Consider the following 25,237-nt stretch of genomic DNA (forward strand, 5'->3'; position numbering starts at 1 on the left):
TGATCAAGGTTTCAGGCAACGCCCCAGGAAAGCTTCGGCAACGCGGTAGCGATGCAGTGCGTCGGCACCGGACAGTCCGTGCTTGGCACCGGGGTAGGTCATCAGTTCAAACGGCTGGCCGCGCTTCTGCAGCGCGCTCATCAGGCTGGTCGAATTGGTGAACAGCACGTTGTCGTCGGCCATGCCGTGGATCAGCAGCAGCGGCGAGCGCAGGCCCTCGATGTGGGTCAGCACGCGTGCTTCGCGGTAACCGGCGTCGTTGCGCGACGGCAGGTCCATGTAGCGCTCGGTGTAGTGGCTGTCGTACAGGCCCCAATCGGTGACCGGTGCGCCGGCCACGCCACAGGCGTAGCTGTCCGACGCCTTGGCCAGCAGCATCAGGGTCATGTAGCCGCCGTTGGACCAGCCCTGCACGCCGATGCGCGCCGGGTCCACCCACGGCTGCTGCTTCAGCCACGCCACGCCGCGCAGCTGGTCGGCCACTTCCACCGTGCCCTGCTTGCCATACAGCGCGCCGCCGAAGTCACGGCCGCGGCGCGGGGTACCGCGGTTGTCCAGCGAAAACACCACATAGCCCTGCTGGGCCAGGTACTGGTTGAACAGATGGTCGCCACGGCCAGGCCAGCTGTCGGTGACGGTCTGGCTGGCCGGGCCGCCATACACGTACACCGCCACCGGGTAGCGCTTGGCCGGATCAAAGCCTGCCGGCTTGATCACGCTGTAGTTCAGCGGCGTCCTGCCGTCGGCCGCGGTGAGCGTGCCGAATTCGACCGGGCGCTGCGCGTCGCGGTAGCGTGCATACGGATGCTTGGGATCGGCCAGATCGTTCTCGACCAGGGTGGCGATCTTCTCGCCATTGGCGCGGAACAGTTCGATCTGCGGCGGCGTGCTGCTGTTGGACCAGCTGTCCACGTACACGCTGGCGTTGCGCGCGAAGCTGGCGCTGTGCATGCCTGGCGCCTTCGACAGGCGCTGCGGCTGGCCACCCTGCAGCGGGACGGCGTAGATCTGGCTTTCGCGCGCCGATTCGATGCCGGCACGGAAGTACGCCAGGCCGGCCTTTTCATCGACCGCCAGCAGTTCATCCACCGACCAGTTGCCGTGGGTCAGCGCGGTGGCCTTGCCCTTGCTGTCGATGCGGTACAGATGCTGGAAGCCGGTGCGCTCGGACGACCACAGCACGCTGCCGTCGTCGAGGAAACGCAGGCTGTTGTGCAGCGGCACCCAGGTCGGGCTGGTCTCGTGGGCCAGCACGCGCTGCTGGTTCGAGGCCAGGGTGACTTCCACCAGGTCGAGCTTCTTCTGGTCACGCGACTGGCGCTGGAAGCTCAGGTGCTGCGGATCGCGCCAATCGACGCGGGCCAGGTAGATGTCCTGTTCCTTGCCAAGGTCGATCCACTGCGTCTGCGCATGTTCGGCCGGCGAGATCACGCCCAGCTTCACCTGCACGTTGGCATCGCCGGCGGCCGGGTAGCGCTGTTCGATCACATCGGTGCGGTCGGCATAGACCTCGTAACGCTTCTGCACCGGCACCGGGCTTTCATCGATGCGGGCGTAGGCGATGGCCGAATCGTCGGGTGCCCACCAGTAACCGGTATGGCGATCCATCTCCTCGTCGGCGACGAATTCGGCGACACCGTTGCCGATGGTCGTGCTGCCATCCCCGGTCAGCTGCATCTGCTTTCCGCTGGCCAGGTCGATTACCCACAGGTTGCGGCCGCGGATGAAGCTGACGAAGCCGCCCTTGGGCGACAGCTTGGCGTCGGTGGCAAAGCCTTCGCCGTGGGTCAGCTGGCGCACCGCGGCCTTGCCTTCCTGCTTGAGGTCGTACAGGTACAGCTCGCCGCCCAGCGGGAACAGCAGGCGCTGCGCGTCCGGTGACCACTGGTAGTCGACGATGCCGGTCATGGCGGCGATGCGCTGGCGCTCGCGGCGGGCCTTTTCCTCGTCGCTGAGGGTTTCGGTGCCGGGCAGCACCACCTTCGAATCCACCAGCAGGCGGGTCTGGCCGCTGCCGATGTCATAGCTCCACAGGTCCAGCTGGTTGCGGTCGCTGTCCTTGCCGCGCAGGAAGGTCACGCGCGAACCATCCGGCGCCACCTTCGGCTTCATCAGGGTCGGGCCGGACAACGGCAGCGGGCCGGTGATGGCTTCCAGGGTGAGTTTTTCAGCGTGGGCGACGGTACTGGTGGCAAGCATGAGGGCGAGCGAGGCGAACAGATGGCGCATGGAGGGTCCCGGCAAACGGCAGGTCCGCCACCGCGACAGGCGCGGGACGGTCAGCGTCCATCCTAACCAAGGCGGTGCAGGAAGACAGCATGACCTTCTGCCCATGAGGTCTTCCCATAATGAGTGCCGACCAACGGTCGGCACCCACCTTCCCGGGTCAGCGCTTGCCGAACAGGTGCCTGCGCTCTTCGTCGCTGAGCGGCTTGCCCGCGTCCGGGTTGACCTGCTGGCGCAGCGCATAGGCGCGCTGGGTCGCCGGGCGGGCGGCGATGGCCTGGTGCCAGCGCTTGAGGTTCGGGAACGCGTCGAAGTCCGCCGGCAGCTTGTCGTAGGCGCCAACCCACGGGTAGCTGGCCATGTCGGCGATGGTGTACTCCTCGCCGGCCAGGAAGGCGTGCTCGGCCAGGCGCTTGTCCATCACCCCGTGCAGGCGGCGCACTTCATTGTCGTAGCGCTCGATCGCGTACGGGATCTTCTCCGGCGCGTATACATTGAAGTGGCCCATCTGCCCGCTCATCGGGCCCAGCCCGGCCATCTGCCAGAACAGCCATTCCAGGGTGGTGACGCGGCCACGTGGGTCGGCTGGCAGGAAGCGGCCGGTCTTCTCGGCCAGGTACAGCAGGATCGCACCGGACTCGAACACGCTCTGCGGGGCACCGCCGTCGGCCGGGGCGTGGTCGACGATGGCCGGCATCTTGTTGTTGGGGGAAATGGCCAGGAACTCCGGCTTGAACTGGTCGCCCGAACCGATGTTGACCGGGTGGATGCGGTACTCCAGGCCGGCTTCTTCCAGCAGCAGGGTCACTTTGTGGCCGTTCGGGGTAGGCCAGTAATACAGGTCGATCATGGCGGCGGCTCTGGGGTACGGAAAGGAACCTGAAGTCTAGTGCGTGCGTTGGCTTGGCACCGTCATGGCGGGCCGGTAACCTCGCCTCTCCCCCGAAACGCAGCATCCTCCGCATGAGTGCAAACCGACCGCTACTGTCCCCGCTGTCCAGCCTGATCTTCGCTAGCCGCTGGCTGCAGCTGCCGCTGTACCTGGGTTTGATCGTTGCCCAGTGCGTTTACGTGTTCCTGTTCGGCAAGGAACTGTGGCACCTGATCTCGCACTCGGTGTCGATGGGCGAGCAGCAGATCATGCTGATCGTGCTGGGCCTGATCGACGTGGTGATGATCTCCAACCTGCTGGTGATGGTGATCGTCGGCGGCTATGAAACCTTCGTCTCGCGCCTGCGCCTGGAAGGCCACCCGGACCAGCCGGAATGGCTGAGCCACGTCAACGCCAGCGTGCTGAAGGTGAAGCTGGCGATGGCGATCATCGGCATCTCCTCGATCCATCTGTTGAAGACGTTCATCGCAGCCAGCCCGCTGAACGGCCTGCCGCTGTGCAAGCCGGAGCAATGGGCTGCGGCGGCTTCGTCGGCATCGGCAAGCTTCTACAACGCCGGCGCCGATACCTGCACCACCCTGACCCCCGATGGCGTGCTGTGGCAGACCATCATCCACTGCGTGTTCATCCTCTCGGCCATCGGCATCGCCTGGACCGACAAGCTGATGTCCAACAGCCACAGCAAGGCTGTCGCGCACTGACATCAACGCCGGCGGCGGCACGACTGCCGTTGCCGGCTCCGCTCCCGGCCCTTGTGCGCAAGGGTGGCCGGGATGCTAGATTGCACCCTCGCTACAGGCGACGGTGACGCTGGGAAACGTCCCCCGCCACGCCCGGACCTTGCGTCCCGGCCATGCGTATCTACGTTTTTCGTAACGTCGTCTTCTTAGAGGGGAGCAGGATGTCGCACGTCGCAATGATCGCTGCCGCGCGCCGGTGGTTGCCGGTCGCTCTGGCTTTGGCCCTGGCTGCCTGCTCGGGCAAGGATGAAACACCGGCTCCGGCCGCGCAGGGCGCCGCCGCTCCCGCCGCTGCAGCACCAGCCGCACCGGCAGTGGCCGCCAAGGTGCAGTCGATGGGTACCGAGCAGCTGCGCGAATCGGCCAGCCAGGCACTGCGCGAGAACCGCATGTACGCCCCGGCCGGCGACAACGCCATCGAGTACTACCTGGCACTGCGCGACAAGACGCCGGACGATGCCTCGGTGAAGAGCGCGCTGACCGATCTTCTGCCGTACACCCTGATCGCCGCCGAGCAGCATCTGGGCCGCGAGGATTTCACTGAAGCGCAGCGGCTGGTCGCCCTGATCGAAAAGGTCGATGCCTCGGCCCCGGCCCTGCCGCGCCTGAAGGAAGGCCTGACCAAGGGCGTGCAGGTTGCCGCCAAGCGCACCGAAGACGAGACCGAGAAGGTCAAGAAGGACGCTGAAGACCGCACCAAGCAGCTGGCCGAGCAGCAGCGCCTGACCGAACAGCGTGCCAAGGAAGCCGAAGCGGCCAAGCAGATTGCTGCGCAGCAGGACGTTGCCCGCCGTGACAGCGAGCGCCAGGAAGCCGAGCGCCAGGCTGCCGCGCGTCGCGATGCCGAGCAGAAGCAGCAGCAGGCCGCTGCGCAGCAGGCCAACGCCGCCCGCCAGGCCGCGACCGCCGCTGCACCAAGCCTGCGCCCGGTCAGCACGCCAGCCCCGCGTTACCCGGCCGAAGCACTGCGTTCGGGTACCTCCGGCGAAGTCCTCGTGGAGATCACCGTCGGCACCGACGGCTCGGTGACCAATGCGCGCGTACTGCGCGGCACGCCATCGCGTGTCTTCGATCGCGAAGCCCTCAACGCGGTCAAGCGCTGGCGCTTTGAGCCGGTCACGGCCCCGGTCACCACCCGCCGCACGCTGGTGTTCGCACCGGGCGGCTGATGCCCAAGGCGGTAGCGCCGGGCCGCGCCCGGCGGTTCTGGAGCAAGGCCCGGCATGTCCGGGCCTTGTGCGTTTCAGGCTGCGCTGTCGATCAACCGTTGCAGCGCAGGATCACGCGCGCTCAGCACCTGGAACAGGCCCAGCGCGTGCAGCCCGGGCAGCAGGCTGCGCAGATCGGCTTCGGCGGTGGCACGGAGGTCGGCATCACGGGCCGGGTCCTGCCACTCCCGCACGGTGGCGAGAAAGGCGCCGACGCTGCCCTTGCGCACGGTGAGGCCGTTCACCTGCACCTCGTTCTGGTGGTCGGGAAGGATGTCGTGCGGCTGCATGGCGTGCTCCTGGGAGATGGACGCCCAGTGTCGACGCTCGCCACCGACCGTTCTGCCGTATAACTGCCAATCGATATGGCAGAACAGACATTCCAGACACCACTGATCGATCCTGCACTGGCCGATGGCAGTGAGGGGCCGGCCCTGCTCGGCACGCAGCTGGCGATGCCGGGTTCACGGCGCACCGCCCGCCACCAGCACGCGCGCGGGCAACTGCTGGGCGCCCACACCGGCCTGTTGCGGATCGAGGTGGGCGACACCCACTGGCTGCTTCCGGCCGGGCACGTGGCGTGGCTTCCGCCACAGCATCCGCATGCACTTTCCAGCATCGGCAGCTTCGATGGCTGGAGCCTGTACTTCAGCAAGGCGGCCTGCGCGGGACTGCCCAATGCACCGCGCATCTTCCAGCCCAGCGACCTGCTGCAGGTGGCGGTGCCGCGGGCACTGCACTGGTGCGGGCAGGCGTTGGATGCGGGGCAACAGCGCTTGGCTGGGGTGATCATTGATGAGATCGCCGCCGGCACGCCATTGCCGCTGGCACTCCAGCAACCCAGCGACCGCCGCCTGCGCCGCATCGCCGCCGCCCTGGCACGTGCGCCACATGACACCCGCACCGTCGAGGACTGGGCAGTCGCCAGCGGCCTGTCCAGTCGCAGCCTCGCCCGCCGCTGGCAGGCCGAAACGAACATGACCCTGACCCGCTGGCGGCAGCGCCTGCGCGTGCTGCTGGCCCTGCCGCGATTGCTGGCCGGTGAATCCGTCACCACCGTGGCGCTGTCATTGGGCTACGACACGCCCAGCGCTTTCATCGCGATATTCAAGCGCGAGATGGGAGTGACGCCGGCGCGGTATGCAGAAGGAAACGCTTCACAGCGCTGAAATGCACGAGGCCCGGCATGACCGGGCCTCGTGCCACATCCGCCGGGCATGGCCCGGCGCTACCGGTTCCACTCAGCCGGAAATCGCCAGCCGCTCGTTGTGGTAGCGGCGCACGGCGGCGAACCACAGCACGGCGGCCAGCGCCAGGCTGGCGCCGAGGTAGATCGCCCAGATGGTCGGGCTGATGTCCTCGTGGCGGATCACCTTCAGCAGCATCTGGTTCTGCGACAGGAACGGCACCGCGTACTGCCACAGCTCGCTCTTCACCGGGTAAGCCATCAGCGCGTAGCCGGGCAGCATCGGCAGCAGCACCAGCCAGGTCATGTGGCTCTGCGCTTCCTTCATGCTCTTGGCCGCAGCCGAGAGGAAGGTCAGCAACGAGGTGCCGATCAGCAGCATCGGCACCATCACCAGCAGCATCTGCAGCATCGAGCCGATGTTCATGTTGAGCTGCCTGCCGACGTTGCCGGGCGCGATCTGTGCGCTGGCCTTGAACGCGATCAAGGTCAGCAGCAACGAGGCGAAGCCGACCACGCAGGCGGCGGCGATCTTGCCGCTGACGATGGCACTGCGCGATCCCGGGGTCGCCAGCAACGGCTCCAGCGATTGCCGTTCGCGCTCGCCGGCGGTGGCATCCATCACCAGGTACGCGCCGCCGATGAACGAGGTCAGCGTCAGCAGCACCGGCAGCAGCATCGACAGCATCATGCCGCGCTTGGCCTCGGCACTGGCCATGTCCTGGGTGGCCACATCCAGCGGTCGTGCAACCTGGGCGTCGACGCCACGCGCCATCAGCCGCAGCGCACCAACCTGGCCGTTGTAGGTTGCCAGGGCCGCCTGCAGGCGCGCACTGGGCACTTCGGCGGCGCGACGGGTGCTGTCACGGATCACTTCCACCAGCGCGGGCTTGCCATCGGCCCAGTCCTTGCCGAACTCAGGGCTGATGCGCAGGGCCACGTCGATCTCCTGCGAGCGGATCGCTTCGGCCAGATCCTTCGGTGCCGGCGCGGCGTTCAATCCCTGCGCCGCCAGGAAGCGCACCAGGTTCGGCGCATTCTCCGCACCGATGGTCGGAATCTGCAGCGGCTGTTCGATCTGGATCCGCACGCGGCTTTCCGCCAGCTTGCCCATGCCCAGGATCAGCAGCGGGTACAGCACGGGGCCGAACAGCAGGGTCAGCAGCAGTGTGCGGCGGTCACGCGAGAGGTCGCGCAGTTCCTTGCGCATCACCGTCATCAGGGTCGACATCATGCTCATGCGTGCAGGCCCTCTTCGCTGCCGATCAGTTTCACGAACGCATCTTCCAGGTTGGGCTCGCCGGACTGCGCGCGCAGTTCATCGGCACTGCCGGCGGCCATCACCGTACCCTTGGCGATGATCACGATGTGGTCACACAGCGCGCCGACCTCCTGCATGATGTGGCTGGACAGGATCACGCAGCGCCCCTCCTCGCGCAGGCCCAGCAGGAAGCGGCGCAGCGCGCGGGTGGTCATCACGTCCAGGCCGTTGGTGGGTTCATCAAGGATCACGTTGCGCGGGTCGTGCACCAGCGCGCGGGCAATGGCGGTCTTGGTGCGCTGGCCCTGCGAGAAGCCATCGGTCTGCCGATCGAGGATGTCGGCCATGTCCAGCGCATGGGACAGCACTTCGATGCGTTCGCGGATGCGCGATGCGGACAGGCCATGCAGCTCGCCGAAGTAGGCGATGTTCTCGCGTGCGGTCAGCCGCTTGTAGACGCCACGTGCATCCGGCAGCACGCCGAGGTGGCGACGCACTTCCACCGGATCGCGGGCCGCGTCGATGCCATCGACGGTGATGCAGCCTTCATCGGGCGTCATCAGCGTGTACAGCATGCGCATGGTGGTGGTCTTGCCGGCGCCGTTCGGCCCGAGCAGGCCGGTGATGCGGCCGTCCTCGGCGCGGAAGCCGACATCGGCCACCGCCTGGATGCGACCGGTGCGGGTATTGAAGGCCTTGTGCAGGTTGTCGGCGACGATCATGGGGCCCATCCGTTGAACGAGGTGAACGCCGGCACGTAGCTCAGCGTGTCCAGGCAGCTGGCATCCAGCGCCTTGGCATCGGTGGTGTCGATGAACTGGCCGAGCAGGCGTGGCATGCAGCCGGCGGTGAGGGTGCCGTGGCCTTGGCCGCGGGCAACCAGCGCGCGTCCCTTCGGCAGGCCCTTGAGCACCTGCTCGGCGTAACGCGGCGGCGTCACCGGGTCCAGTTCGCCGGACAGCAGCAGCACTGGCAGGTCGCTGTGCAGCGGCACTGCCGCAGCCGCCGCGGCCGGTTGGTGCGGCCACACCGGACAGGCGGCGAAGAACGCGCGCGCCACTTCCGGGCCGACCAGGCTGTCGCTGCTTTCGGCCGGCGCTTGGTAGCGCGGAGCGTCTTCGCTGCAGATCACCGACCACTGCATGCCGCGGTTGATCTGGAAATCCATGCTGCGGGTCGCACCGCGCGCCAGCGACGCCAGTGGTGCATAGCGACCCTGTGCCGCTTCATCCAGCACCAGCGGCAACAGCGAGGAGTACTGCGGTACGTAGGAGAAGGCGAACGCCAGGCCGACCACGCTGTCCGGGGTCAGCACCTCCTGCCGCGGTGCGTTGGTGCCGGGGTCGCGGTAGTCGACCGTGACCGGCGCGCGGCGCAGGGTTTCCACCACGCTGCGCAGCTGCGCACGGGTGTCGACCGGAAAGCGCTTGCTGCAGACAGCGTCCTTGCGGCACTGCTCGGACTGCAGGGTGATCGCGTTGTCGAAGGTCGTGGCGAAATCGCCGCCGACCACCAGCTCGTTCGGTACCACGCCATCGATCACGATGCTGCGGGTGTGCTGCGGGTACGCGGCCGCGTAGCGCTGGGCAACGCGGGTGCCGTACGAGCCACCGACCAGGTTCAGCGTGTTGGCGCCCAGCGCCTGGCGTACCGCGTCCAGATCGGCGATGGCTTCGGCGGTGGTATAGAAGCGCGGGTCGGCACGGTCCTTAAGCGACGCAGCGCAGCGCTCGGCGTACTCGCGCAGCAGTGCCTCGCTGGGCGCAGCGTCTTCATCCATCGGCAGCTCCTTGCCGTCCGCGCCCAGGCAGCTGAGCGGATTGGAGCCGCCGGTACCGCGCTGGTCGATCAGGAAAATGTCGCGCTGCTTGCGCACCTGGCGCAGTGCCGTATCGACGATGACGGCCACCTCGCTGGCCGCCTGGCCAGGTCCGCCGGCCAGGAAGAACACCGGGTCCGGCAGGCCCGAACCGCTGTTGCCCGACTCCAGCCAGGCCACGCGCAGATCGATCCTGCGGCCATCCGGCCTGCTCCGGTCTTCGGGCACCTGGAACGTCGCGCACTGCGCCTCGACGTTGGCATTGGCGCCTTCGGTGGCCAGCGTGCAGGGGCGGAAATCGATCTGGCCGTAGCGGCGGCTGGGTGTATCGCCCGCGCCGTCGGACCCTGCCTGCGGCGGTGCACTGCAGCCGGCAATCAGCATGCTGGCCAGCAACCCGGCCCGCGCGAAATGGTGTCTTTGCATCGTGCGTGATTCCCCTGGGGATGTTCCTGTCCACCACGACGGTGTGCCGCGGCAGATGTGACCAATCGAATGTGGCCCAACTTACACGCGCCGGGCGCTGGCGGCGACAGGCGGATGTCCTGGGCCGGCGTCGGCACGGCCACCAGACGGTTGCGACCCTCGGCCTTTGCCCGGTCCAGGGTGGTATCGGCCAGCGCGATCAGGTGGCGGAAAATGGCGAGCAGGCGACCCGTGGCGCCGGCAGAATGCGCGCAGAACCGGGAGACACTCCATGCATCCGTGGCAACTCAGTGGCATCGACCACCAGCCGTTCGAGGCGCTTTTCGAATCCAGCGATGATGCGCTGGCCGCGCGGGGAATCGTGCGCCGACGCGCCGGCGACAGCGGCGGCTACCCCTGCAGGGTCAGCCTGACCGACGCGCCTGCCGGTGCAGAACTGCTTCTGCTGCCCTACACACACCTGGCCACGCATTCGCCATACCGCGCCTCGGGCCCGATCTTCGTGCAGCGCGGTGCAACCCGCTGCGTGCTGCCAGCGGGCGTGGTACCTGCCTACGTGCAGCGTCGGCTGATCTCGGTGCGCGCCTATGACAGCGCGGACTTCATGCTGAGCGGCCGGGTCTGCCAGGGCACCGAGGTTGCCACGCACCTGGACCGGCTGTTCGCCGATACAACGGTGGCCTTCGTGCAGCTGCACAACGCAGGACATGGATGCTTTTCGTGCCAGGTGGATCGGGTCGGCCCCCCGCGGCAATGACGTTGCACGGGAACGTGATCGTCGCCGCGCCGCAGGCGTGACCGCCAGCGTGTTCGTTCAGTGTGGCGTGAAGCCTGCGGGAAGGGCTTCACACACGTAGTCACGGATCGGCATTGACGTGGTTTCCCACTGCGTGTTGCAGCTCGATACTCGCGGCGGTACCGCTCATCGTCCGTCGCGCGATACGGCGTGGGTGCTGCGGTCACCGCTCCCTTCGACGACCACAAGGATGCGCCATGTCTCTGCGATACACCCCATTGCTGTTGGCCACCGTCTTCGTTGGCGCCGGTGTTGGCGTTGCCGGCAACGCCGCTGCACACGGCACGATGATCACCCCGGTCAGCCGCGTCTATGCCTGCTTCCAGGGCAACCCGGAGAACCCCACCAACCCGGCCTGCGCGGCCGCCAAGGCAGTGGCCGGCTCGCAGGCGTTCTACGACTGGAACGGCATCAACCAGGCCAACGCCAACGGCAACCACCAGGCCGTGGTGCCCGACGGCAAGCTGTGCAGCGGCAACAACCCGACCTTCCGCGGCCTGGACCTGGAGCGCAGCGACTGGCAGACCACACCGATCCAGCCCGATGCGAACGGCAGGTTCACCTTCGTGTTCAAGGCGACCGCCCCGCACGCCACGCGCGACTGGAAGTTCTTCGTCACCCGCGCTGGCTGGCAACCGGGCAGCCCGCTGCGCTGGGCCGACCTGCAGGAATTCTGCTCGCTGGGCAACACGCCGCTGTCGGCCGATGGCACCTACAAGCTGCAGTGCACGCTGCCGCAGCGCAGCGGCCAGCATGTGATCTACAACACCTGGCAGCGCGCCGATTCCACCGAAGCGTTCTATACCTGCATGGACGTGCGCTTTGAAGGCGGCGGCGGTACCACGCCGGTGCCGCAGTGGCAGGATGCCGGGCCGGTGACTGCACGTACCGAGCTGCCGGTGGGCACCACCCTGGCGCTGCGTGTGTTCAATGCCAACGGCAACGACGTGGAACGCGTGGAAGCCACCTTGGCCGCAGGCCAGACCACGCCGGCGCAGTGGCCGTTGGCGCTTGCGCGCAAGGTCAACGCCAGTGCCCAGCATGCGCGCGTCGGCGTACTCAGCAACGGCGCGATCACGCCCACCGCCTCGGCCACCGACAACCGCGTGTACCTGAAGGATGGCAATCGCTTCCAGCTGGACACCAAGGTGCCAGATCCGGGTACGCCGTCACCCGGCGGTGATTTCGACCATGTGTATCCGGCCGGTATCGGCAGCTACGTGCCCGGGCAGACCGTGGTGAAGAGCAGCGACGGCAAGCTGTACGCCTGCCGCCCGTTCCCGGAAGGCGCGTGGTGCAACGTCAATGCCGAGGCGTACCGGCCGGGTGTGGGTTCGGCCTGGCGCGATGCCTGGGTGCCGTACTGAGTGACTGAGTGACTGAGCGGGGGCGGCGCGCGCGTGCCGCCCCGCTTCTGCAATGGGGCAGAGGCAGGCCTGCGGGTCCGGCTTGAAGTGTTAACCCGTTCGCGCAGGCACTGCACATCCCGTCGCAGCCTGCAGCTTTTCGGAATCGTTGAATGGTTAGCGCTGTGCATCGTGTGGAGACTCGCTGGACCTTCCACCGTCCACAGGACCCCATCATGCAACCGCTCAATCGACTTGCTCTCGCGGTGGCTGCCATCGCCAGCCTGGGCGCCTCTGCCAGCGCGCTGGCACACGGCACCATGTCCAAACCCACCAGCCGGGTGTACGCCTGCTACCAGGGCAATCCAGAGCAGCCGACCAACCCCGCCTGTGCTGCGGCCAAGGACATCGGCGGCGCACAGCCCTTCTACGACTGGGCCGGCATCAATCAGGCCAATGCCAATGGCAACCACCAGGCAGTCGTTCCCGACGGCGAGCTGTGCAGCGGTGGCAACAGCAAGTACCGCGGCCTGGATCTGGACCGGTCCGATTGGTCGACCACGCCGATCCGCGCCGATGGCAACGGCCGTTACACCTTTGAATTTCTTGCCTCCGCCCCGCATGCCACCCGCGAATGGAAGTTCTACGTCACCCGCGATGGCTGGCAGCCGGGCAGCCCGCTGCGCTGGGCCGACCTGCAGGAGTTCTGCACGCTGGGCGACGTCCCGTTGTCCGCGGGCGGTGTCTACAAGCTGGACTGCCCACTGCCCCAGCGCAGCGGCCAGCACCTGATCTACAACACCTGGCAGCGCTCGGATTCGGCCGAGGCCTTCTATACCTGCATGGACGTGCGTTTCGAGGGAGGCGGTGGCGTCGAGCCGCCACCGCAATGGCAGGATGCCGGTCCGGTCACCGCCCGCGGCGCGCTGGAAGTGGGCACCACCCTGACCCTGCGCGTGTTCAACGCCCAAGGCAACGATCTGGAGCGCCCGGAGATCACCTTGGCCGCCGGCCAGACTGCGGCGAACCAGTGGCCGCTGGCTCTGGCCCATGCGGTCAACGCCAGTGCACAGCAGGCGCGCGTTGGTGTGATGAACAATGGTGTGATCAGGCCGATCGCCTCGGCCACCGAGAACCGCGTCTATCTGAAGCCGGGTCATCGGTTCCAGCTCGACACGCGCGTTCCGGATCCGGTCGATCCTGTGGATCCACCGCCGGGTGGCGACTACGACTTCGTGTACCCGGCCGGACTTGGCAGCTACAAGCCCGGCGAGACCGTGGTGAAGGGCACCGACGGCAAGCTGTACGCCTGCCGCCCGTTCCCGGAAGGCGCGTGGTGCAACGTCAACGCCGAGGCCTACCGGCCGGGCGTGGGTTCGGCCTGGCGCGATGCGTGGGTGCCGTACTGAGGCATGGTCCCGGGGGCGGCGTGATGCCGCCTCCGGTGCGTGGGGTGCCGGCAAGCGGCCGGCACTACTTGCTGCTGACGTACTTCTCGCGGCGGATCTGCGGATTACCCAGGCCCGCCGCCTTCAGCGCTTCGGCGCAGGCGTCGACCATGTCCGGGTTGCCGCACAGGTAGGCGATGTCGGTGGCCGGGTCCGGCGTGAACGCCGCCAGCGCCTGCTGCACATAGCCATGGTGTACGTCCGGGTGCGGCTCGGCTGGCAGTTCCCGCGACAGGCAAGGCACATAACGGAAGTTCGGGTGCTTTTCGGCGAAGCTGTAGAAATCATCGCTGTACAGCAGCTCACCCGGGCTGCGCGCACCCTGCAGGAGAACCACCTGCACACCCCGCTCGGCCATCGCCGTTGCCAGCAACGGCAGCATCGAGCGGTACGGGGTGACGCCGGTGCCGGTGGCGATCAGCAGGTAGCGGCCGTTGTGGTCGCCCGGGTTCAGGCAGAACCGACCGTAGGGACCGGACGCGCTGACCTGGCCGCCGATGTCCAGCGCCTCGAACAGCGCCGTGGCGGCGCCACCGGGTACGAAGCTGACCGCGATATCCACCGCCTCGCCTGGCCCCAGCGCGTGGTCGTGGATGGTCGCCAGCGAGTAGCTGCGCTTGGTTTCGGTGCCATCGGCGTAGCTGAAATGGACCTGGATGAACTGGCCGGGCTGGAAATCCAGCGGCTGGCCGTCGTCACGCACGAACTGGTAATGGCCGATGGAGGGCGCCAGCATGCGGCGGTCGACCAGTTTGATGGGGAATTGGACAGGCACGACTTTTCGGGACAGTGTGTAGCCGGGGCAAGCCCTCGGGGTCTTCTATAATAGACCTTCCCCGCCCCTCTCCAGCGCCAGCCCATGGGCGCGAAGGCTTCGAGCTTGGCTTCCCTGAACGATACGGCGCCCGCCCTGCGCGTGCGCGACCTGCGTAAAACCTATGACAACGGCACCCAGGCCCTGAAAGGGGTCTCGCTGGAAGTGGCCCCGGGCGACTTCTTCGCCCTGCTGGGCCCGAACGGTGCCGGCAAGTCCACCCTGATCGGCATCATCAGTTCCCTGGTCAACCTCAGCGAGGGCCAGGTGGAAGTGTTCGGCAGCGACCTGGTGCGCAACCGCAGCGCCACCATGCGCCTGATCGGGCTGGTGCCGCAGGAGATCAACTTCAACCTGTTTGAAAAGCCCTTCGACATCCTGGTGAACTACGCCGGCTTCTACGGCGTGCCGCGCGCCGAAGCCGAGCAGATGGCCGAAGTCGAGCTCAAGCGCGCCCACCTGTGGGAGAAGGCGCAGGTGATGAGCCGCACCCTGTCCGGTGGCATGAAGCGCCGGCTGATGATCGCCCGCGCGATGATGACCCGGCCGCGCCTGCTGATCCTGGACGAACCGACCGCTGGCGTGGACATCGAGATCCGCCGCGACATGTGGCGGGTGCTGAAGGAGATCAACGCCGCCGGCACCACGATCATCCTCACCACCCACTACCTGGAAGAGGCCGAGCACCTTTGCCGCAACCTGGCCATCATCGACCACGGCCAGATCGTCACCCAGGGCCCGATGCGCGAACTGCTGGCCAAGCTTGACGTGGAAGGCTTCCTGCTGGACATCGACGGCACCCTGCCCGCCCAGTTGCCGGTGATCGAGGGGGCAACCCTGACCGCCACCGACGGCCATACGCTGGACATCGACATGCCACGTGCGATGGACCTCAACCGCGTGTTCGAGGCACTGAACGCGGCGGGCATCCGCGTGCGCTCGATGCGTACCAAGAGCAACCGCCTGGAGGAACTGTTCGTGCGCCTCACCGGCAACCAGGAGACGTCCGCATGAGCAGCACCCCGACCCCGGTCCTGACCGACGGCCAGCGCAACCGCATCGCACTGATGACCATCGTGCGCCGCGAAGTCGCCCGCATCATGCGCATCTGGGGCCAGACCCTGGTACCGCCGGCGATCACCATGACCCTGTACTTCCTGATCTTCGGCGGCCTGATCGGTTCGCGCGTGGGCGACATGGGCGGCTACACCTACATGCAGTTCATCGTGCCGGGCCTGGTGATGATGAGCGTGATCCAGAACAGCTACGGCAACATCAGCTCCTCGTTCTTCGGCGCCAAGTTCGGCCGCCACGTGGAAGAGCTGCTGGTCAGCCCGATGCCGAACTGGGTGATCCTGTGGGGCTACGTGGCCGGTGCGGTGCTGCGCGGCCTGATGGTGGGCGTGATCGTGCTGATCATCGCGATGTTCTTCACTCCGGTGCGCATCCCGCATCCGCTGGTGACGCTGACCACGGTGATCCTGGGCGCGACGATCTTCTCGCTGGCCGGCTTCATCAACGCGGTGTATGCGAAGAAGTTCGATGACGTGGCGATCGTGCCGACCTTCATCCTGACTCCGCTGACCTACTTGGGCGGCGTGTTCTATTCGGTGAAGCTGCTGCCGCCATGGGCGGAGGCGGCCACGCACGCGAACCCGATCTTCTACATGGTCAACGCGTTCCGCTATGGCCTGCTGGGCAGCAGCGATGTGCCGGTGGTGGTGGCGTATGCGCTGATGATCGGTTTCGTGGTGGTGCTGACGGCGCTGGCGCTGTGGTTGTTGCGCCGTGGCGTGGGCATGCGCAGCTGAGGCTGTTCTGCAGGGCCTGCGGCCCTGCACCCGCAGTGGTAGTGCCGGCCGCTGGCCGGCAACAGCAACAGCAACAGCAACAGCAACGTCAACGTCAAAAGCGAGATATCCGTGGGATGGCGGGATGGTGTCGGGTTGCGGGGACGCCGCAAGTACGTCCTTGTAGGCTTGGCCGCGCCATCCATGGCGCGGACACCCCGCAACCCGACACCACCCCGCCTTCGACAGTTTTCCGCTGCTGTCGGAACGGCGTCTGTGCTGCTGTTGGTGGGTGTCGACCCTGGTCGACACAGTAGATCCACGCCATGCGTGGATGAAGCATTCGCGATGGAGCCGAGCATCTGCTCGGCTCTTTTCGTTTGTGAGCTGATGGATATAGATCCATCGGAAAGATGATCGCGAGGAACGAGCGAAGCGACCCGCTGTTGCTTTTGATTTTCTTCTTTGTTTTCCGTGGTGGACGCACACGGAACACGTCCGTGGCCGGGTGGGTAGGTTGTGCAGGGGCGTGAGCCGCATGGATGCGGCGACCGAGCCTACAGGGACGTATTTACGGCGTCCCCTGCGCAACCTACCCACCCGGCCAGCCTCATGGACCGCGCTTTGCGCGAACCACCACGAGGGGCTCAGCCGTTGGCCGCAAACTCCGGCACAATCGCTGCAGTGAATCCCCCAACTGCAGTGAGCGTGCAATGCGTATCCTGATCCTCGGCGCCGGCGGTACCGGCGGTTACTTCGGTGGTCGCCTGGCCCAGGCTGGCGTGGACGTGACCTTCCTCGTGCGCCCCGCGCGCGCCGCGCAGCTGGATCGTGATGGCCTAGTGCTGCGCAGCCCGGTGGGCGATGCCACGTTCCCGGTACAGCACGTCATCGCTGATGCCCTGCCTGCGCTGGCTGCGGACAAGCCGTTCGATCTGGTGATCCTCAGCTGCAAGGCCTACGATCTGGACAGCTCGATCGATGCCATCGCCCCGGCGGTGGGCGCGGGTACCACCGTGCTGCCGATCCTCAACGGCCTGCATCACTACAACGCGCTCGACGCGCGCTTCGGCCGCGACGCCGTGCTCGGCGGTCTGTGCTTCATCAGTGCGACCAAGGCGCCTGATGGCGCCGTGCTGCACCTGGGCAAGCCGGCCAAGCTGACCTTCGGCGAACGCGATGGCGGTGCGATCTCCGCGCGCGTGCAGGCGTTCGCAGCAGCGTGTGCGCAGGCCAATCTCGATCATCTGGCCAGTGAGCACATCGGCCAGGAACAGTGGATCAAGTACACGTTCCTCACCGCGCTGGCGGCGGCCACCTGCCTGCTGCGTGCGGACATCGGCACGATCGTGGCCACCGACGACGGCGACGCCATCGTGCGTGGGCTCTATGACGAATGCCTGGCGGTGGCCGAAGCAGCGGGTGAGCCGGTGCCGCAGGCGGCGCAGGACACCGCGCGTGGCACCCTGACCCAGGCCGGCTCGGCGTTGAAGGCGTCGATGCTGCGCGACCTGGAAGCAGGCCAGCAGGTGGAAGCGGCCCAGATCGTCGGCGACATGCTGGCGCGTGCGCGCGCCGCGGGCCAGCAAGCGTTGCTGCTGCAGGTCGCCTACAGCAGCCTGCAGGCCTACCAGGCCCAGCGCTCGGTGTGATCCGATGAACATGCCTGGCCCGTTGCCGAAGCGCGTACTGATCCTCGGCATGGGCTGGAGTGGCCGCGTGTTGGCCGCGCGCCTTCAGGCCCAGGGCGTACACGTGGAAGGCACGGTGCGCGATCCGGCGTCGGCACCTGACGATGGCCTGCTGCGTCATCAGCTGCGTGCTGACGCCGCGCTTGCCCCGAGCCTGCTCGCTGCGATTGCCCATGCCGACGGGGTGCTGTGCAGCGTCCCTCCCGATGCCGAGGGCGACCCGGCGCTGCGCCTGCTGCATGCCGCGTTGCGCGACAGCAGTTCACTGCGTTGGCTCGGTTACCTGTCGTCGACCTCGGTCTACGGCGACCGCGACGGTGGCTGGATCGATGAGCACAGCGTGGCCGATGCCACCGGGCCGGCAGGCATGCAGCGTCGCCTCGCCGAAACGCAATGGCGTGCGCTGGCGGATGCGAGCGGTATCGCCTCGGCGATGTTCCGCCTGCCGGGCCTCTACGGACCCGGGCGCAACGCGCTGCTGCAGCTGGCGCAGGGCCGCGCGCGGCACGTGGTGCGGCCAGGGCTGGTGTTCAATCGCCTGCACGTGGACGACCTGGCTGCGGTGGTGATCGCCGCGATGCAACGCCCCATGGCCAACGCACTGTATCTGCCGAGCGATGACGAACCGGCGCCACCGCAGGATGTACTGGCCTTCGCTGCGCAGCTGGGGGGTTTCGCCATGCCACCCGCGGTGGCCTGGGACGATCCATCAGTCAGCGCGACATTGCGGCGCTTCTACCAGAGCAGCAAGCGCATCGACAGCCGCAGCACGCGCGACGCGCTGGGCTGGACGCCGCGGTTTCCAACGTATCGGGAAGGGCTGACGGATCTTGCCGCTTCGCTCGCCGGGCATGGCCCGGCGCTACCGGATCCGGACGCTCCCCGCTGACGGGTAGTGCCGGCCGCTGGCCGGCAACTGCGGCATCCCTGCGAAGATCGTGAGGTTGCCGGCCAGCGGCCGGCACTACCGTTTGCCGATCAGGCGGCGTCCGGCAACCGGAAGAACGCACGTGTGGCAGCCGTGGCGTTTGCGGCCGTGGTCTGCACATCCTCGCCGCGGTCCCGCGCCAGCTCTTCCACGATGTGCGACAGGAACACCGGTTCGTTGCGGCGATCCTTCGGCATCGGCTTCAAGGTGCGCGGCAGCAGGTACGGTGCGTCGGTCTCGATCATCAACCGGTTGGCCGGAATGTTCTTCACCAGCTCGCGCAGGTGGCCACCGCGTCGCTCGTCGCACAGCCAGCCGGTGATGCCGATGTACCAGTCCTGGTCGAGATAATCGAACAGCTCCTGGCGCTCGCCGGTGAAGCAGTGCACCACGGCCGGACCGATGCGGCCTTCGAAGTTCTTCATCTGTGCCATGAAATCGGCATGCGCGTCGCGCTGGTGCAGGAACAGCGGCTTGCCATTGTCTGCAGCCAGCTGCAGCTGGCGCTCGAACGCGCGATGCTGCGCCGGGCGCGGCGAGAAATCGCGGAAATAATCCAGCCCGCACTCGCCCACCGCCACCACTTCGGCATGGGCGTGCAGCGCGCGCATCTCCGCATCGCACTCGTCGGTGTACTCCACCGCGTGGTGCGGGTGCACGCCGGCGGTGGCGTACAGGAAGCCCGGGTGCTGCTGCGCCAGCTTCAGGGCCAGCGGCGAATGCTCGCGGCTGGCACCGGTGATGATCATCTGCACCACACCGGCCCGGCGTGCGCGGTCCAGCACGGCGTCGCGGTCGCGGTCGAAGGAGTCGTGGGTCAGGTTGGCGCCGATATCGATCAGATGCATGGGGGCAGCAGAGGCAGGAAAACCCGCGCATTGTACCCGTGCCCGCCATGGCCCCTTATCCTTTGCAGATGAACGCCCCGCAATTCCCCATCTCTCCGCTGCTGCCGCAGATCCAGCAGCACCTGGCCGTGCACCCGCGGCTGGTGCTGGAAGCCCCGCCTGGCGCGGGCAAGACCACCCAGGTGCCGTTGGCGCTGCTCGATGCGCCGTGGCTGGAGGGTCGCAGGATCATCCTGCTGGAACCACGCCGGGTGGCCGCGCGCAGTGCCGCGATGTTCATGGCGCGCCAGCTCGGTGAGGAGGTCGGCGGCATCGTCGGCTACCGTATCCGCTTCGAGAACAAGGTATCGGCGCGCACGCGCATCGAGGTCGTCACCGAGGGCATCCTGACCCGGATGCTGCAGGACGATCCAATGCTGGAGACCGTGGGCGCGATCCTGTTCGACGAATTCCACGAGCGCCACCTCAGTGGCGACCTGGGCCTGGCGCTGGCGCTGGACGTGCAGTCGCAGCTGCGCGATGACCTGCGGTTGCTGGTGATGTCGGCGACGCTCGATGGTGAACGCCTGGCACGCTTCCTCGATGCACCACGACTGAGCAGCGAAGGCCGCAGCTATCCGGTGGCGATCAGCCACTTCCCTGCCCGGCGTGACGAGGCGCTGGAACTGCAGGTGCGGCGCGCGGTACAGCAGGCGCTGGCCGAGCACCCCGGTGACCTGCTGGTGTTCCTGCCCGGCCAACGTGAGATCGCGCGCGTGCAGGCAGGCCTGCAGGACAGTCTTGCTGGCGCTGCGGTGGACGTATTGGCCCTGCACGGTGAACTGCCGGTGGAACAGCAGGCGCGCGTGCTGCAGGCCGCCAGCGACGGCCGCCGCCGCGTGGTGCTGGCCACCAACGTCGCCGAATCCTCGGTGACCCTGCCCGGCGTGCGCGTGGTGATCGACAGCGGCCAGGCGCGCGAGCCCCGCTACGACCCCAACAGTGGATTCACCCGCTTGGACGTGGTCGCCATTGCGCAGGCCTCGGCCGACCAGCGTGCCGGCCGTGCCGGGCGCGTGGCCGAGGGCGTGGCCTGGCGGCTGTGGCCGCAGTCGCAGCGGCTGGAACCGCAGCGTCGCGCCGAGATCGACCAGGTTGAACTGGCCGGCCTTGCGCTGGAACTGGCCGCCTGGGGCAGCAGCGACCTGCGCTTCCTCGACCCGCCACCGAGCGGGCCGATGGCCGCCGCACGCGAACTGCTGCAGCGCCTGGGCGCGTTGTCGAGCAGCGGCGCGATCACTGCACTTGGCCGTCGCGTGCTGGCGCTGGGTACCCATCCGCGGATGGCCGCGATGCTGCTGGCCGCAGCTGATGCCCGCGCGCAGGCGTTGGCCGCCGATCTGGCGGCATTGCTGGAAGCTCGTGACCCATTGCGCCAAGGCGGTGATGCACTGGCCGCACGCTGGCGCGCACTGGCGGCCTTCCGCAACGGCCGTGCGCCGGCCGATGCCAATCGCAGTGGCCTGGCCGCCATCGATGCCGCTGCCAAACAGTGGCGCCGTCGCCTGCGTTGTGACGCTACATCGCCCGCCAGCATCGAGGCCCACGAACTGGGCGACCTGCTGGCCCATGCCTTCCCCGACCGCATTGCCTTCCAGCATCCGAACGACCCGCTGCGTTACCTGCTGGCCAACGGCCGCAGCGCCCGCCTGCATGAACTGAGCGACCTGCGGGGCGAACCGTGGCTGGTGGCCAGCGAACTGCGCTTCGAGGCGCGCGACGCGCTGCTGCTGCGCGCCGCACCGGTGGATGAAGGCTATCTGCGCAGGCACTGGCCCGAGCGCTTCGTGACCGAAGACGCGGTGCGCTGGGATGACACCCGCCGCGCCCTGGTCGCGCTGCGCGAAACACGCTTCGACCGCATCGTGATGGACAGCCGTTCGGCTGGCCGGGTTGATCCGCAGCTGGCGGCGCAGGCACTGACCGACGCCGTTGCCGAGCTCGGCCTGCAGGCATTGCCATGGACCGACGGTCTGCGCCAGTGGCAGGCACGGGTGGAATCGCTGCGGCGCTGGATGCCCGAGCTGGGCCTGCCCGACTGCAGTGATGCCGCATTGCTGGCCAACCGTGCGCAGTGGCTGCAGCCGGCGTTCGCGGGCAGGACACGGCTGGATGCACTGGACGAGGCCAGTTTCGGCGAAGCGCTGAAGTCGCCACTGGAATGGTCGCAACGGCAGCTGGTCGAGCGCCACGCGCCCACCCGGATCACCGTGCCGTCGGGGCTGGAGCGGCCGATCAGCTACGCGCTGGACGGCGAAAGCGGCGAGCCGCTGCCGCCGGTGCTGGCGGTGAAGCTGCAGGAGTTGTTCGGCCTGGCCGATACGCCACGCATCGCCGATGGCCGGGTGCCGCTGACCCTGCACCTTCTGTCGCCGGGTGGCCGGCCGTTGCAGGTCACCCAGGATCTGCGCAATTTCTGGGAGAACACCTACGCCGAGGTGAAGAAGGAGATGAAGGGCCGTTACCCGCGCCACCCGTGGCCGGACGACCCTTGGACGGCTACGGCGACCCACCGGGCCAAGCCGCGCGGGACGTAATGCGCGCCGACACCCCGCCCGTTCCTGAATGGCTGCGGTAGAGTCACACCACGCGCCCGCCTGACTGACATACCGTTTACGGGCAACAGGCGACACTGGACTTCGACCCGAGGCAAGGACACCCCCGCATGAGCAAGCTGACCGTAATCACCGACCGCGCCCTGGAGCGCGCCCTCGACCTGGCCCATACCGCAGGCGATGGCCTGAAGAGCGCGGGCGGCAGCCTGCGTCACCTCGGCCCGCAGGCCAGCGACTGGATCAAGACCGGTGCCGCCCTTGGCGCGGTGAAGACCGGCGGCAAGGTCGCCACCAAGTTCGCCCGCCGCAATCCGGCGGTGACCATCGCGGCAGCTGCCGTGGGCGTAGGCCTGCTGGGCTATGCGCTGTACCGCAAGCAGCAGAAGAAGAAGGCCGCCAATGGCCATGTGGTCAACGGCCAGGCCCAGCGCATCAACGCGCGCGATCGCCGCAACGACACCGTGGTCGACGAGCACAGCGATATCGGCAGCGACGCCTGATTGACCGGGGTCGGAACCCTTCCGCAGGAAGGGCTCTGACCCCATGACGCTGCACGAGGGTCGGACGCCGCAAGGCCTCCGGCCTTTTTTTCAGCCGATCTGCCGCCACTGCCCGGGCTGCAGGTCATCCAGCCGGTATGGCCCCATTGCAGCGCGTACCAGCCGCAGCGTCGGCAGGTTCACCGCAGCGGTCATCCGCCGCACCTGGCGGTTACGCCCCTCGCGGATCGTGATCGCCAGCCAGCTGTCGGGCACCGTCTTGCGGAAGCGCACCGGCGGATCGCGCGGCCACAGTTCAGGCGCAGGATCGAGGCGCTCGATTTTCGCCGGCAGCGTCGGCCCATCATTGAGCACCACGCCATCGCGCAGCTGCTGCAGCTGCCCTTCGCTGGGCGTGCCTTCCACCTGCACCCAGTAGAGTTTGTCCGCCTTGTGCTTCGGGTCGGTCAACTTGTGCGCCAGCGTACCGTTGTCGGTCAGCAGCAGCAGGCCTTCACTGTCATGGTCGAGGCGGCCGGCAGCGTAGACGCGCGGCGGCAAACCGAAGCCTGCCAATGTCGGCCGCGGCGGCACGCTGCGGTCGGTGAACTGGCAGAGCACGTTGAACGGCTTGTTGAAGGCAATCAGCATCGCGGGGACGGCAGGCGGCGGGCAGGGCATTGTCCCATGCCACGCCGCGAGCTCGCCGGGCATGGCCCGGCGCTACCGGGTCACGGCTTCACGAAACGCAGGGTCATGCGGTCGCTTTCACCGATGGCCTGGTACTTGGCGTCATCCGCCTTGTCATGCTGGTTGGTCGGCGGCAGGGTCCACACGCCATTCGGATGGTCCTTGGTATCGCGCGGGTTGGCATTGACCTCGGTGCGCGCGTCCAGCTTGAAACCGGCGGCCTCGGCCATCGCGATCACCTGCTGCTGGCCCACATAACCGGTGTCGTCAGCGTCGGCCACGTCGGCCTTGGCGCGGTGCTCGACCACGCCGAGCACGCCGCCCGGCTTGAGCACGTTGAAGAAGCCCTGGAACATGCCCTGCGCCTGGCCGGCCTTGCGCCAGTTGTGCACGTTGCGGAAGGTCAGCACCACATCGGCCGAGTTGGCTGCAGCGAACACCGGCTTGGCCGGGTCGTAGGCAACCACGGTGGTTTTGTCGAACTGTGCCGGTGCGGCGGCGTACTTCTTTTCCAGGCTGTCGCGGCTGCGCTGCTGGTAGTCGCGGCCGCGACCTTCAGCCACGGCCTGCGGATCGACCACCGCAGCGATGTAATGACCCTTGTCGCGCAGCAGCGGCGCCAGGATCTCCGAGTACCAGCCATTGCCCGGGGTGATCTCGATGACGGTCTTTTCCGGCGCGACGCCAAAGAAGCCCAAGGTCTGCGCAGGATGACGGAAACCGTCGCGCTTGACGTTGGCGGGGTCGCGGGTCGAGGCCTTCACCGCGGCATCGATCGCGGGCGACACCTGGATCTTTGCCGGTGCGACCGTGGCCGGCGCGGCGAATGCGGGAACGGCAACCAGCAGGGCCGAAGCAAGCAGCAGGCGGCAACCACGCAGGGATGAGGCAGCAATCATCGGGGCGACTCCAGCGGAAGATGCGGCGAGACTAGCAGCCGGCGCGCCGCAGGTGTTCACAAAACGTTAGCCGCGTGCGCGGTGCGGAACACAGTTTTGTGGTCAGCGCCGCAGCGCGGTCACACATCGCGTTCTATCCTGAAGGACTTCCCCCAAGGAGTCCGTGCCCATGACGGCAAACCGCGAACTGGGCCGTTCAGGCCTGCATGTAGCTCCGCTCGCCTTCGGTGGCAACGTGTTCGGCTGGAGCGCCGATGAGAAGGCCAGCTTCGCCCTGCTGGATGCCTTTGTCGATGCCGGCTTCAACCTGGTCGACACCGCCGACGTGTACTCGGCGTGGGTGCCGGGCAACCAGGGTGGCGAGTCGGAAACGCTGCTGGGCAAGTGGTTCGCGCGCAGCGGCAAGCGCGACAAGGTGGTGCTGGCGACCAAGGTGGCCAAATGGGCCGAGCGCCCCGGCCTCACCCCGGACAACATCAATGCGGCGGTGGAGGACTCGTTGCGTCGCCTGCAGACCGAGGTGATCGATCTGTACCAGGCTCACGAGGACGATGAATCCACGCCGCTGGAAGCGACCCTGGCCGCGTTCGGTCGCCTGATCGAGGCGGGCAAGGTGCGCGCGATCGGCGCGTCCAACTACAGCGCCACGCGTCTGGCCGATGCCTTGAAGGTCTCTACCGACTACGGGCTGCCGCGCTATGAAACCCTGCAGCCGGAGTACAACCTGTACGACCGCGCCGGCTACGAGAAGGAGCTGGAACCGCTGGTGCAGCGCGAGCAGATCGGCGTGATCAACTACTACGCACTGGCCAGCGGCTTCCTCAGTGGCAAGTACCGCACGCCGGACGACGCCGGCAAGAGTTCCGCGCGCGGCGCCACCGTGGTCAAGCGCTACCTGAACCCGCGCGGCCTGCGCATTCTGCAGGCACTGGATGACGTGGCCAGCAAGCACAACGCCACTGCCGCGCAGATCGCGCTGGCATGGCAGATCGCACGACCGTCGATCACCGCACCGATCGTCAGTGCCACCAGCGTGGAGCAGCTGCACGACCTGCTGGCGGCGGCGAACGTGGCGTTGAGCGTGCAGGATGTGGCGCAGCTGGACGCGGCCAGCGTGGAAGGTTGAAGGCGGAGGGTGCCGGCCAACGTCGGCACC

23 protein-coding genes are annotated in these 25,237 nt (G+C 67.5%); 13 read left to right on the forward strand and 10 right to left on the reverse strand.

Annotation, left to right across the window (positions count from 1 at the left end; genetic code table 11):
* Positions 1-3 precede the first annotated feature (3 nt).
* Positions 4-2,229: a DPP IV N-terminal domain-containing protein gene (locus J2X70_RS00670; protein WP_025877552.1), complete on the reverse strand. Its 2,226-nt coding sequence runs from the start codon at positions 2,227-2,229 to the stop codon at positions 4-6.
* A 157-nt stretch (positions 2,230-2,386) separates the two neighbouring features.
* Entirely contained in the window at positions 2,387-3,076 is a 690-nt protein-coding gene (locus J2X70_RS00675; protein ID WP_033832494.1) for a glutathione binding-like protein, read from the reverse strand.
* Positions 3,077-3,189: 113 nt separating this feature from the next.
* Between J2X70_RS00675 and J2X70_RS00680 the strand changes: the two genes are divergently transcribed.
* Together J2X70_RS00680 and J2X70_RS00685 are read left to right on the forward strand one after the other, a co-directional pair.
* Positions 3,190-3,819: a TIGR00645 family protein gene (locus J2X70_RS00680; protein ID WP_127564843.1), complete on the forward strand. Its 630-nt coding sequence runs from the start codon at positions 3,190-3,192 to the stop codon at positions 3,817-3,819.
* 200 nt (positions 3,820-4,019) lie between these two features.
* Positions 4,020-5,027, forward strand: coding sequence for an energy transducer TonB (locus J2X70_RS00685; protein ID WP_309908375.1), 1,008 nt, complete (start codon positions 4,020-4,022; stop codon positions 5,025-5,027).
* 74 nt (positions 5,028-5,101) lie between these two features.
* Here J2X70_RS00685 and J2X70_RS00690 read toward each other — a convergent pair whose 3' ends face one another.
* Entirely contained in the window at positions 5,102-5,356 is a 255-nt protein-coding gene (locus J2X70_RS00690) for a hypothetical protein (RefSeq protein ID WP_140228319.1), read from the reverse strand.
* Positions 5,357-5,431: 75 nt separating this feature from the next.
* Here J2X70_RS00690 and J2X70_RS00695 point away from each other — a divergent pair, with 75 nt between their 5' ends.
* The gene (locus tag J2X70_RS00695; protein ID WP_309908377.1) at positions 5,432-6,235 is read left to right on the forward strand and encodes a helix-turn-helix transcriptional regulator; all 804 of its coding nucleotides are present in this window, start codon (positions 5,432-5,434) and stop codon (positions 6,233-6,235) included.
* A 72-nt stretch (positions 6,236-6,307) separates the two neighbouring features.
* Here J2X70_RS00695 and J2X70_RS00700 read toward each other — a convergent pair whose 3' ends face one another.
* From J2X70_RS00700 to J2X70_RS00710, 3 genes are read right to left on the reverse strand one after another with little or no spacing between them, the layout of a single operon-like run.
* Positions 6,308-7,492, reverse strand: a complete 1,185-nt coding sequence (locus J2X70_RS00700; protein ID WP_025877563.1) for an ABC transporter permease — start codon at positions 7,490-7,492, stop codon at positions 6,308-6,310.
* Entirely contained in the window at positions 7,489-8,235 is a 747-nt protein-coding gene (locus J2X70_RS00705; RefSeq protein ID WP_059065551.1) for an ATP-binding cassette domain-containing protein, read from the reverse strand. The genes J2X70_RS00700 and J2X70_RS00705 overlap by 4 nt, the downstream gene beginning before the upstream one ends.
* Positions 8,232-9,758, reverse strand: coding sequence for an alpha/beta hydrolase (locus J2X70_RS00710; RefSeq protein ID WP_059065553.1), 1,527 nt, complete (start codon positions 9,756-9,758; stop codon positions 8,232-8,234). Before J2X70_RS00710 ends, J2X70_RS00705 begins: the two co-directional genes overlap by 4 nt.
* Positions 9,759-10,029: 271 nt before the next feature.
* On the opposite strand from J2X70_RS00710, the gene J2X70_RS00715 reads away from it, so the two are divergent.
* The 3 genes from J2X70_RS00715 to J2X70_RS00725 all read left to right on the forward strand — a co-directional run bounded on the left by J2X70_RS00715 (position 10,030) and on the right by J2X70_RS00725 (position 13,309).
* Positions 10,030-10,515 (forward strand): DUF1203 domain-containing protein, encoded by a 486-nt coding sequence (locus tag J2X70_RS00715; protein ID WP_309908381.1) that lies wholly within the window; start codon positions 10,030-10,032, stop codon positions 10,513-10,515.
* 236 nt (positions 10,516-10,751) lie between these two features.
* Positions 10,752-11,921, forward strand: a complete 1,170-nt coding sequence (locus J2X70_RS00720; RefSeq protein WP_025877568.1) for a lytic polysaccharide monooxygenase — start codon at positions 10,752-10,754, stop codon at positions 11,919-11,921.
* 215 nt (positions 11,922-12,136) lie between these two features.
* Positions 12,137-13,309 carry a lytic polysaccharide monooxygenase gene (locus tag J2X70_RS00725; RefSeq protein WP_025877570.1) on the forward strand — a complete coding sequence of 391 codons (1,173 nt, stop codon included), beginning with the start codon at positions 12,137-12,139 and terminating at the stop codon, positions 13,307-13,309.
* 64 nt (positions 13,310-13,373) lie between these two features.
* On the opposite strand, the gene J2X70_RS00730 is transcribed toward J2X70_RS00725, so the two are convergent.
* Positions 13,374-14,123, reverse strand: a complete 750-nt coding sequence (locus tag J2X70_RS00730; protein WP_025877574.1) for a ferredoxin--NADP reductase — start codon at positions 14,121-14,123, stop codon at positions 13,374-13,376.
* 84 nt (positions 14,124-14,207) lie between these two features.
* On the opposite strand from J2X70_RS00730, the gene J2X70_RS00735 reads away from it, so the two are divergent.
* From J2X70_RS00735 to J2X70_RS00750, 4 genes are all read left to right on the forward strand, one after another.
* On the forward strand, positions 14,208-15,176 hold the full coding sequence (locus J2X70_RS00735) for an ABC transporter ATP-binding protein (protein WP_051501690.1): 969 nt from the start codon (positions 14,208-14,210) through the stop codon (positions 15,174-15,176).
* Positions 15,173-15,973: an ABC transporter permease gene (locus tag J2X70_RS00740; protein WP_088101854.1), complete on the forward strand. Its 801-nt coding sequence runs from the start codon at positions 15,173-15,175 to the stop codon at positions 15,971-15,973. The genes J2X70_RS00735 and J2X70_RS00740 overlap by 4 nt, the downstream gene beginning before the upstream one ends.
* Before the next feature lie 692 nt (positions 15,974-16,665).
* Entirely contained in the window at positions 16,666-17,604 is a 939-nt protein-coding gene (gene panE, locus J2X70_RS00745; protein WP_309908384.1) for a 2-dehydropantoate 2-reductase, read from the forward strand.
* A 4-nt stretch (positions 17,605-17,608) separates the two neighbouring features.
* A complete protein-coding gene (locus J2X70_RS00750) occupies positions 17,609-18,532 on the forward strand; it encodes an NAD-dependent epimerase/dehydratase family protein (protein ID WP_309908386.1) in 924 nt (307 codons plus the stop codon).
* A gap of 89 nt (positions 18,533-18,621) precedes the next feature.
* Here J2X70_RS00750 and J2X70_RS00755 read toward each other — a convergent pair whose 3' ends face one another.
* The gene (locus J2X70_RS00755; RefSeq protein ID WP_309908387.1) at positions 18,622-19,419 is read right to left on the reverse strand and encodes a TatD family hydrolase; all 798 of its coding nucleotides are present in this window, start codon (positions 19,417-19,419) and stop codon (positions 18,622-18,624) included.
* A 68-nt stretch (positions 19,420-19,487) separates the two neighbouring features.
* Here J2X70_RS00755 and hrpB point away from each other — a divergent pair, with 68 nt between their 5' ends.
* Together hrpB and J2X70_RS00765 are read left to right on the forward strand one after the other, a co-directional pair.
* Entirely contained in the window at positions 19,488-21,995 is a 2,508-nt protein-coding gene (gene hrpB, locus J2X70_RS00760) for an ATP-dependent helicase HrpB (protein ID WP_309908389.1), read from the forward strand.
* A gap of 128 nt (positions 21,996-22,123) precedes the next feature.
* Positions 22,124-22,513: a hypothetical protein gene (locus J2X70_RS00765; RefSeq protein ID WP_025877588.1), complete on the forward strand. Its 390-nt coding sequence runs from the start codon at positions 22,124-22,126 to the stop codon at positions 22,511-22,513.
* A 90-nt stretch (positions 22,514-22,603) separates the two neighbouring features.
* Here the strand turns inward: J2X70_RS00765 and J2X70_RS00770 are convergent, their stop codons facing one another.
* Positions 22,604-23,143 (reverse strand): pseudouridine synthase, encoded by a 540-nt coding sequence (locus tag J2X70_RS00770; protein ID WP_134833251.1) that lies wholly within the window; start codon positions 23,141-23,143, stop codon positions 22,604-22,606.
* 80 nt (positions 23,144-23,223) lie between these two features.
* The gene (locus tag J2X70_RS00775; RefSeq protein ID WP_309908391.1) at positions 23,224-24,081 is read right to left on the reverse strand and encodes a methyltransferase; all 858 of its coding nucleotides are present in this window, start codon (positions 24,079-24,081) and stop codon (positions 23,224-23,226) included.
* A 169-nt stretch (positions 24,082-24,250) separates the two neighbouring features.
* Here J2X70_RS00775 and J2X70_RS00780 point away from each other — a divergent pair, with 169 nt between their 5' ends.
* The gene (locus tag J2X70_RS00780) at positions 24,251-25,207 is read left to right on the forward strand and encodes an aldo/keto reductase (RefSeq protein WP_032976826.1); all 957 of its coding nucleotides are present in this window, start codon (positions 24,251-24,253) and stop codon (positions 25,205-25,207) included.
* The last annotated feature ends 30 nt before the right edge of the window (positions 25,208-25,237 follow it).

Source organism: Stenotrophomonas sp. 1337 (assembly GCF_031455455.1).
In the GTDB taxonomy this organism is placed as follows: Bacteria; Pseudomonadota; Gammaproteobacteria; order Xanthomonadales; family Xanthomonadaceae; genus Stenotrophomonas; species Stenotrophomonas indicatrix.

Coding starts and splice junctions, on each gene's coding strand:
- J2X70_RS00735 (WP_051501690.1), top strand. CDS start 14,208: ATGGGCGCGAAGGCTTCGAGCTTGGCTTCCCTGAACGATACGGCGCCC.
- J2X70_RS00705 (WP_059065551.1), bottom strand. CDS start 8,235: ATGATCGTCGCCGACAACCTGCACAAGGCCTTCAATACCCGCACCGGT.
- J2X70_RS00695 (WP_309908377.1), top strand. CDS start 5,432: ATGGCAGAACAGACATTCCAGACACCACTGATCGATCCTGCACTGGCC.
- J2X70_RS00765 (WP_025877588.1), top strand. CDS start 22,124: ATGAGCAAGCTGACCGTAATCACCGACCGCGCCCTGGAGCGCGCCCTC.
- J2X70_RS00770 (WP_134833251.1), bottom strand. CDS start 23,143: ATGCTGATTGCCTTCAACAAGCCGTTCAACGTGCTCTGCCAGTTCACC.
- J2X70_RS00715 (WP_309908381.1), top strand. CDS start 10,030: ATGCATCCGTGGCAACTCAGTGGCATCGACCACCAGCCGTTCGAGGCG.
- panE (WP_309908384.1), top strand. CDS start 16,666: ATGCGTATCCTGATCCTCGGCGCCGGCGGTACCGGCGGTTACTTCGGT.
- J2X70_RS00775 (WP_309908391.1), bottom strand. CDS start 24,081: ATGATTGCTGCCTCATCCCTGCGTGGTTGCCGCCTGCTGCTTGCTTCG.
- J2X70_RS00685 (WP_309908375.1), top strand. CDS start 4,020: ATGTCGCACGTCGCAATGATCGCTGCCGCGCGCCGGTGGTTGCCGGTC.
- hrpB (WP_309908389.1), top strand. CDS start 19,488: ATGAACGCCCCGCAATTCCCCATCTCTCCGCTGCTGCCGCAGATCCAG.
- J2X70_RS00725 (WP_025877570.1), top strand. CDS start 12,137: ATGCAACCGCTCAATCGACTTGCTCTCGCGGTGGCTGCCATCGCCAGC.
- J2X70_RS00710 (WP_059065553.1), bottom strand. CDS start 9,758: ATGCAAAGACACCATTTCGCGCGGGCCGGGTTGCTGGCCAGCATGCTG.
- J2X70_RS00690 (WP_140228319.1), bottom strand. CDS start 5,356: ATGCAGCCGCACGACATCCTTCCCGACCACCAGAACGAGGTGCAGGTG.
- J2X70_RS00670 (WP_025877552.1), bottom strand. CDS start 2,229: ATGCGCCATCTGTTCGCCTCGCTCGCCCTCATGCTTGCCACCAGTACC.
- J2X70_RS00750 (WP_309908386.1), top strand. CDS start 17,609: ATGAACATGCCTGGCCCGTTGCCGAAGCGCGTACTGATCCTCGGCATG.
- J2X70_RS00675 (WP_033832494.1), bottom strand. CDS start 3,076: ATGATCGACCTGTATTACTGGCCTACCCCGAACGGCCACAAAGTGACC.
- J2X70_RS00740 (WP_088101854.1), top strand. CDS start 15,173: ATGAGCAGCACCCCGACCCCGGTCCTGACCGACGGCCAGCGCAACCGC.
- J2X70_RS00720 (WP_025877568.1), top strand. CDS start 10,752: ATGTCTCTGCGATACACCCCATTGCTGTTGGCCACCGTCTTCGTTGGC.
- J2X70_RS00755 (WP_309908387.1), bottom strand. CDS start 19,419: ATGCATCTGATCGATATCGGCGCCAACCTGACCCACGACTCCTTCGAC.
- J2X70_RS00780 (WP_032976826.1), top strand. CDS start 24,251: ATGACGGCAAACCGCGAACTGGGCCGTTCAGGCCTGCATGTAGCTCCG.
- J2X70_RS00680 (WP_127564843.1), top strand. CDS start 3,190: ATGAGTGCAAACCGACCGCTACTGTCCCCGCTGTCCAGCCTGATCTTC.
- J2X70_RS00700 (WP_025877563.1), bottom strand. CDS start 7,492: ATGAGCATGATGTCGACCCTGATGACGGTGATGCGCAAGGAACTGCGC.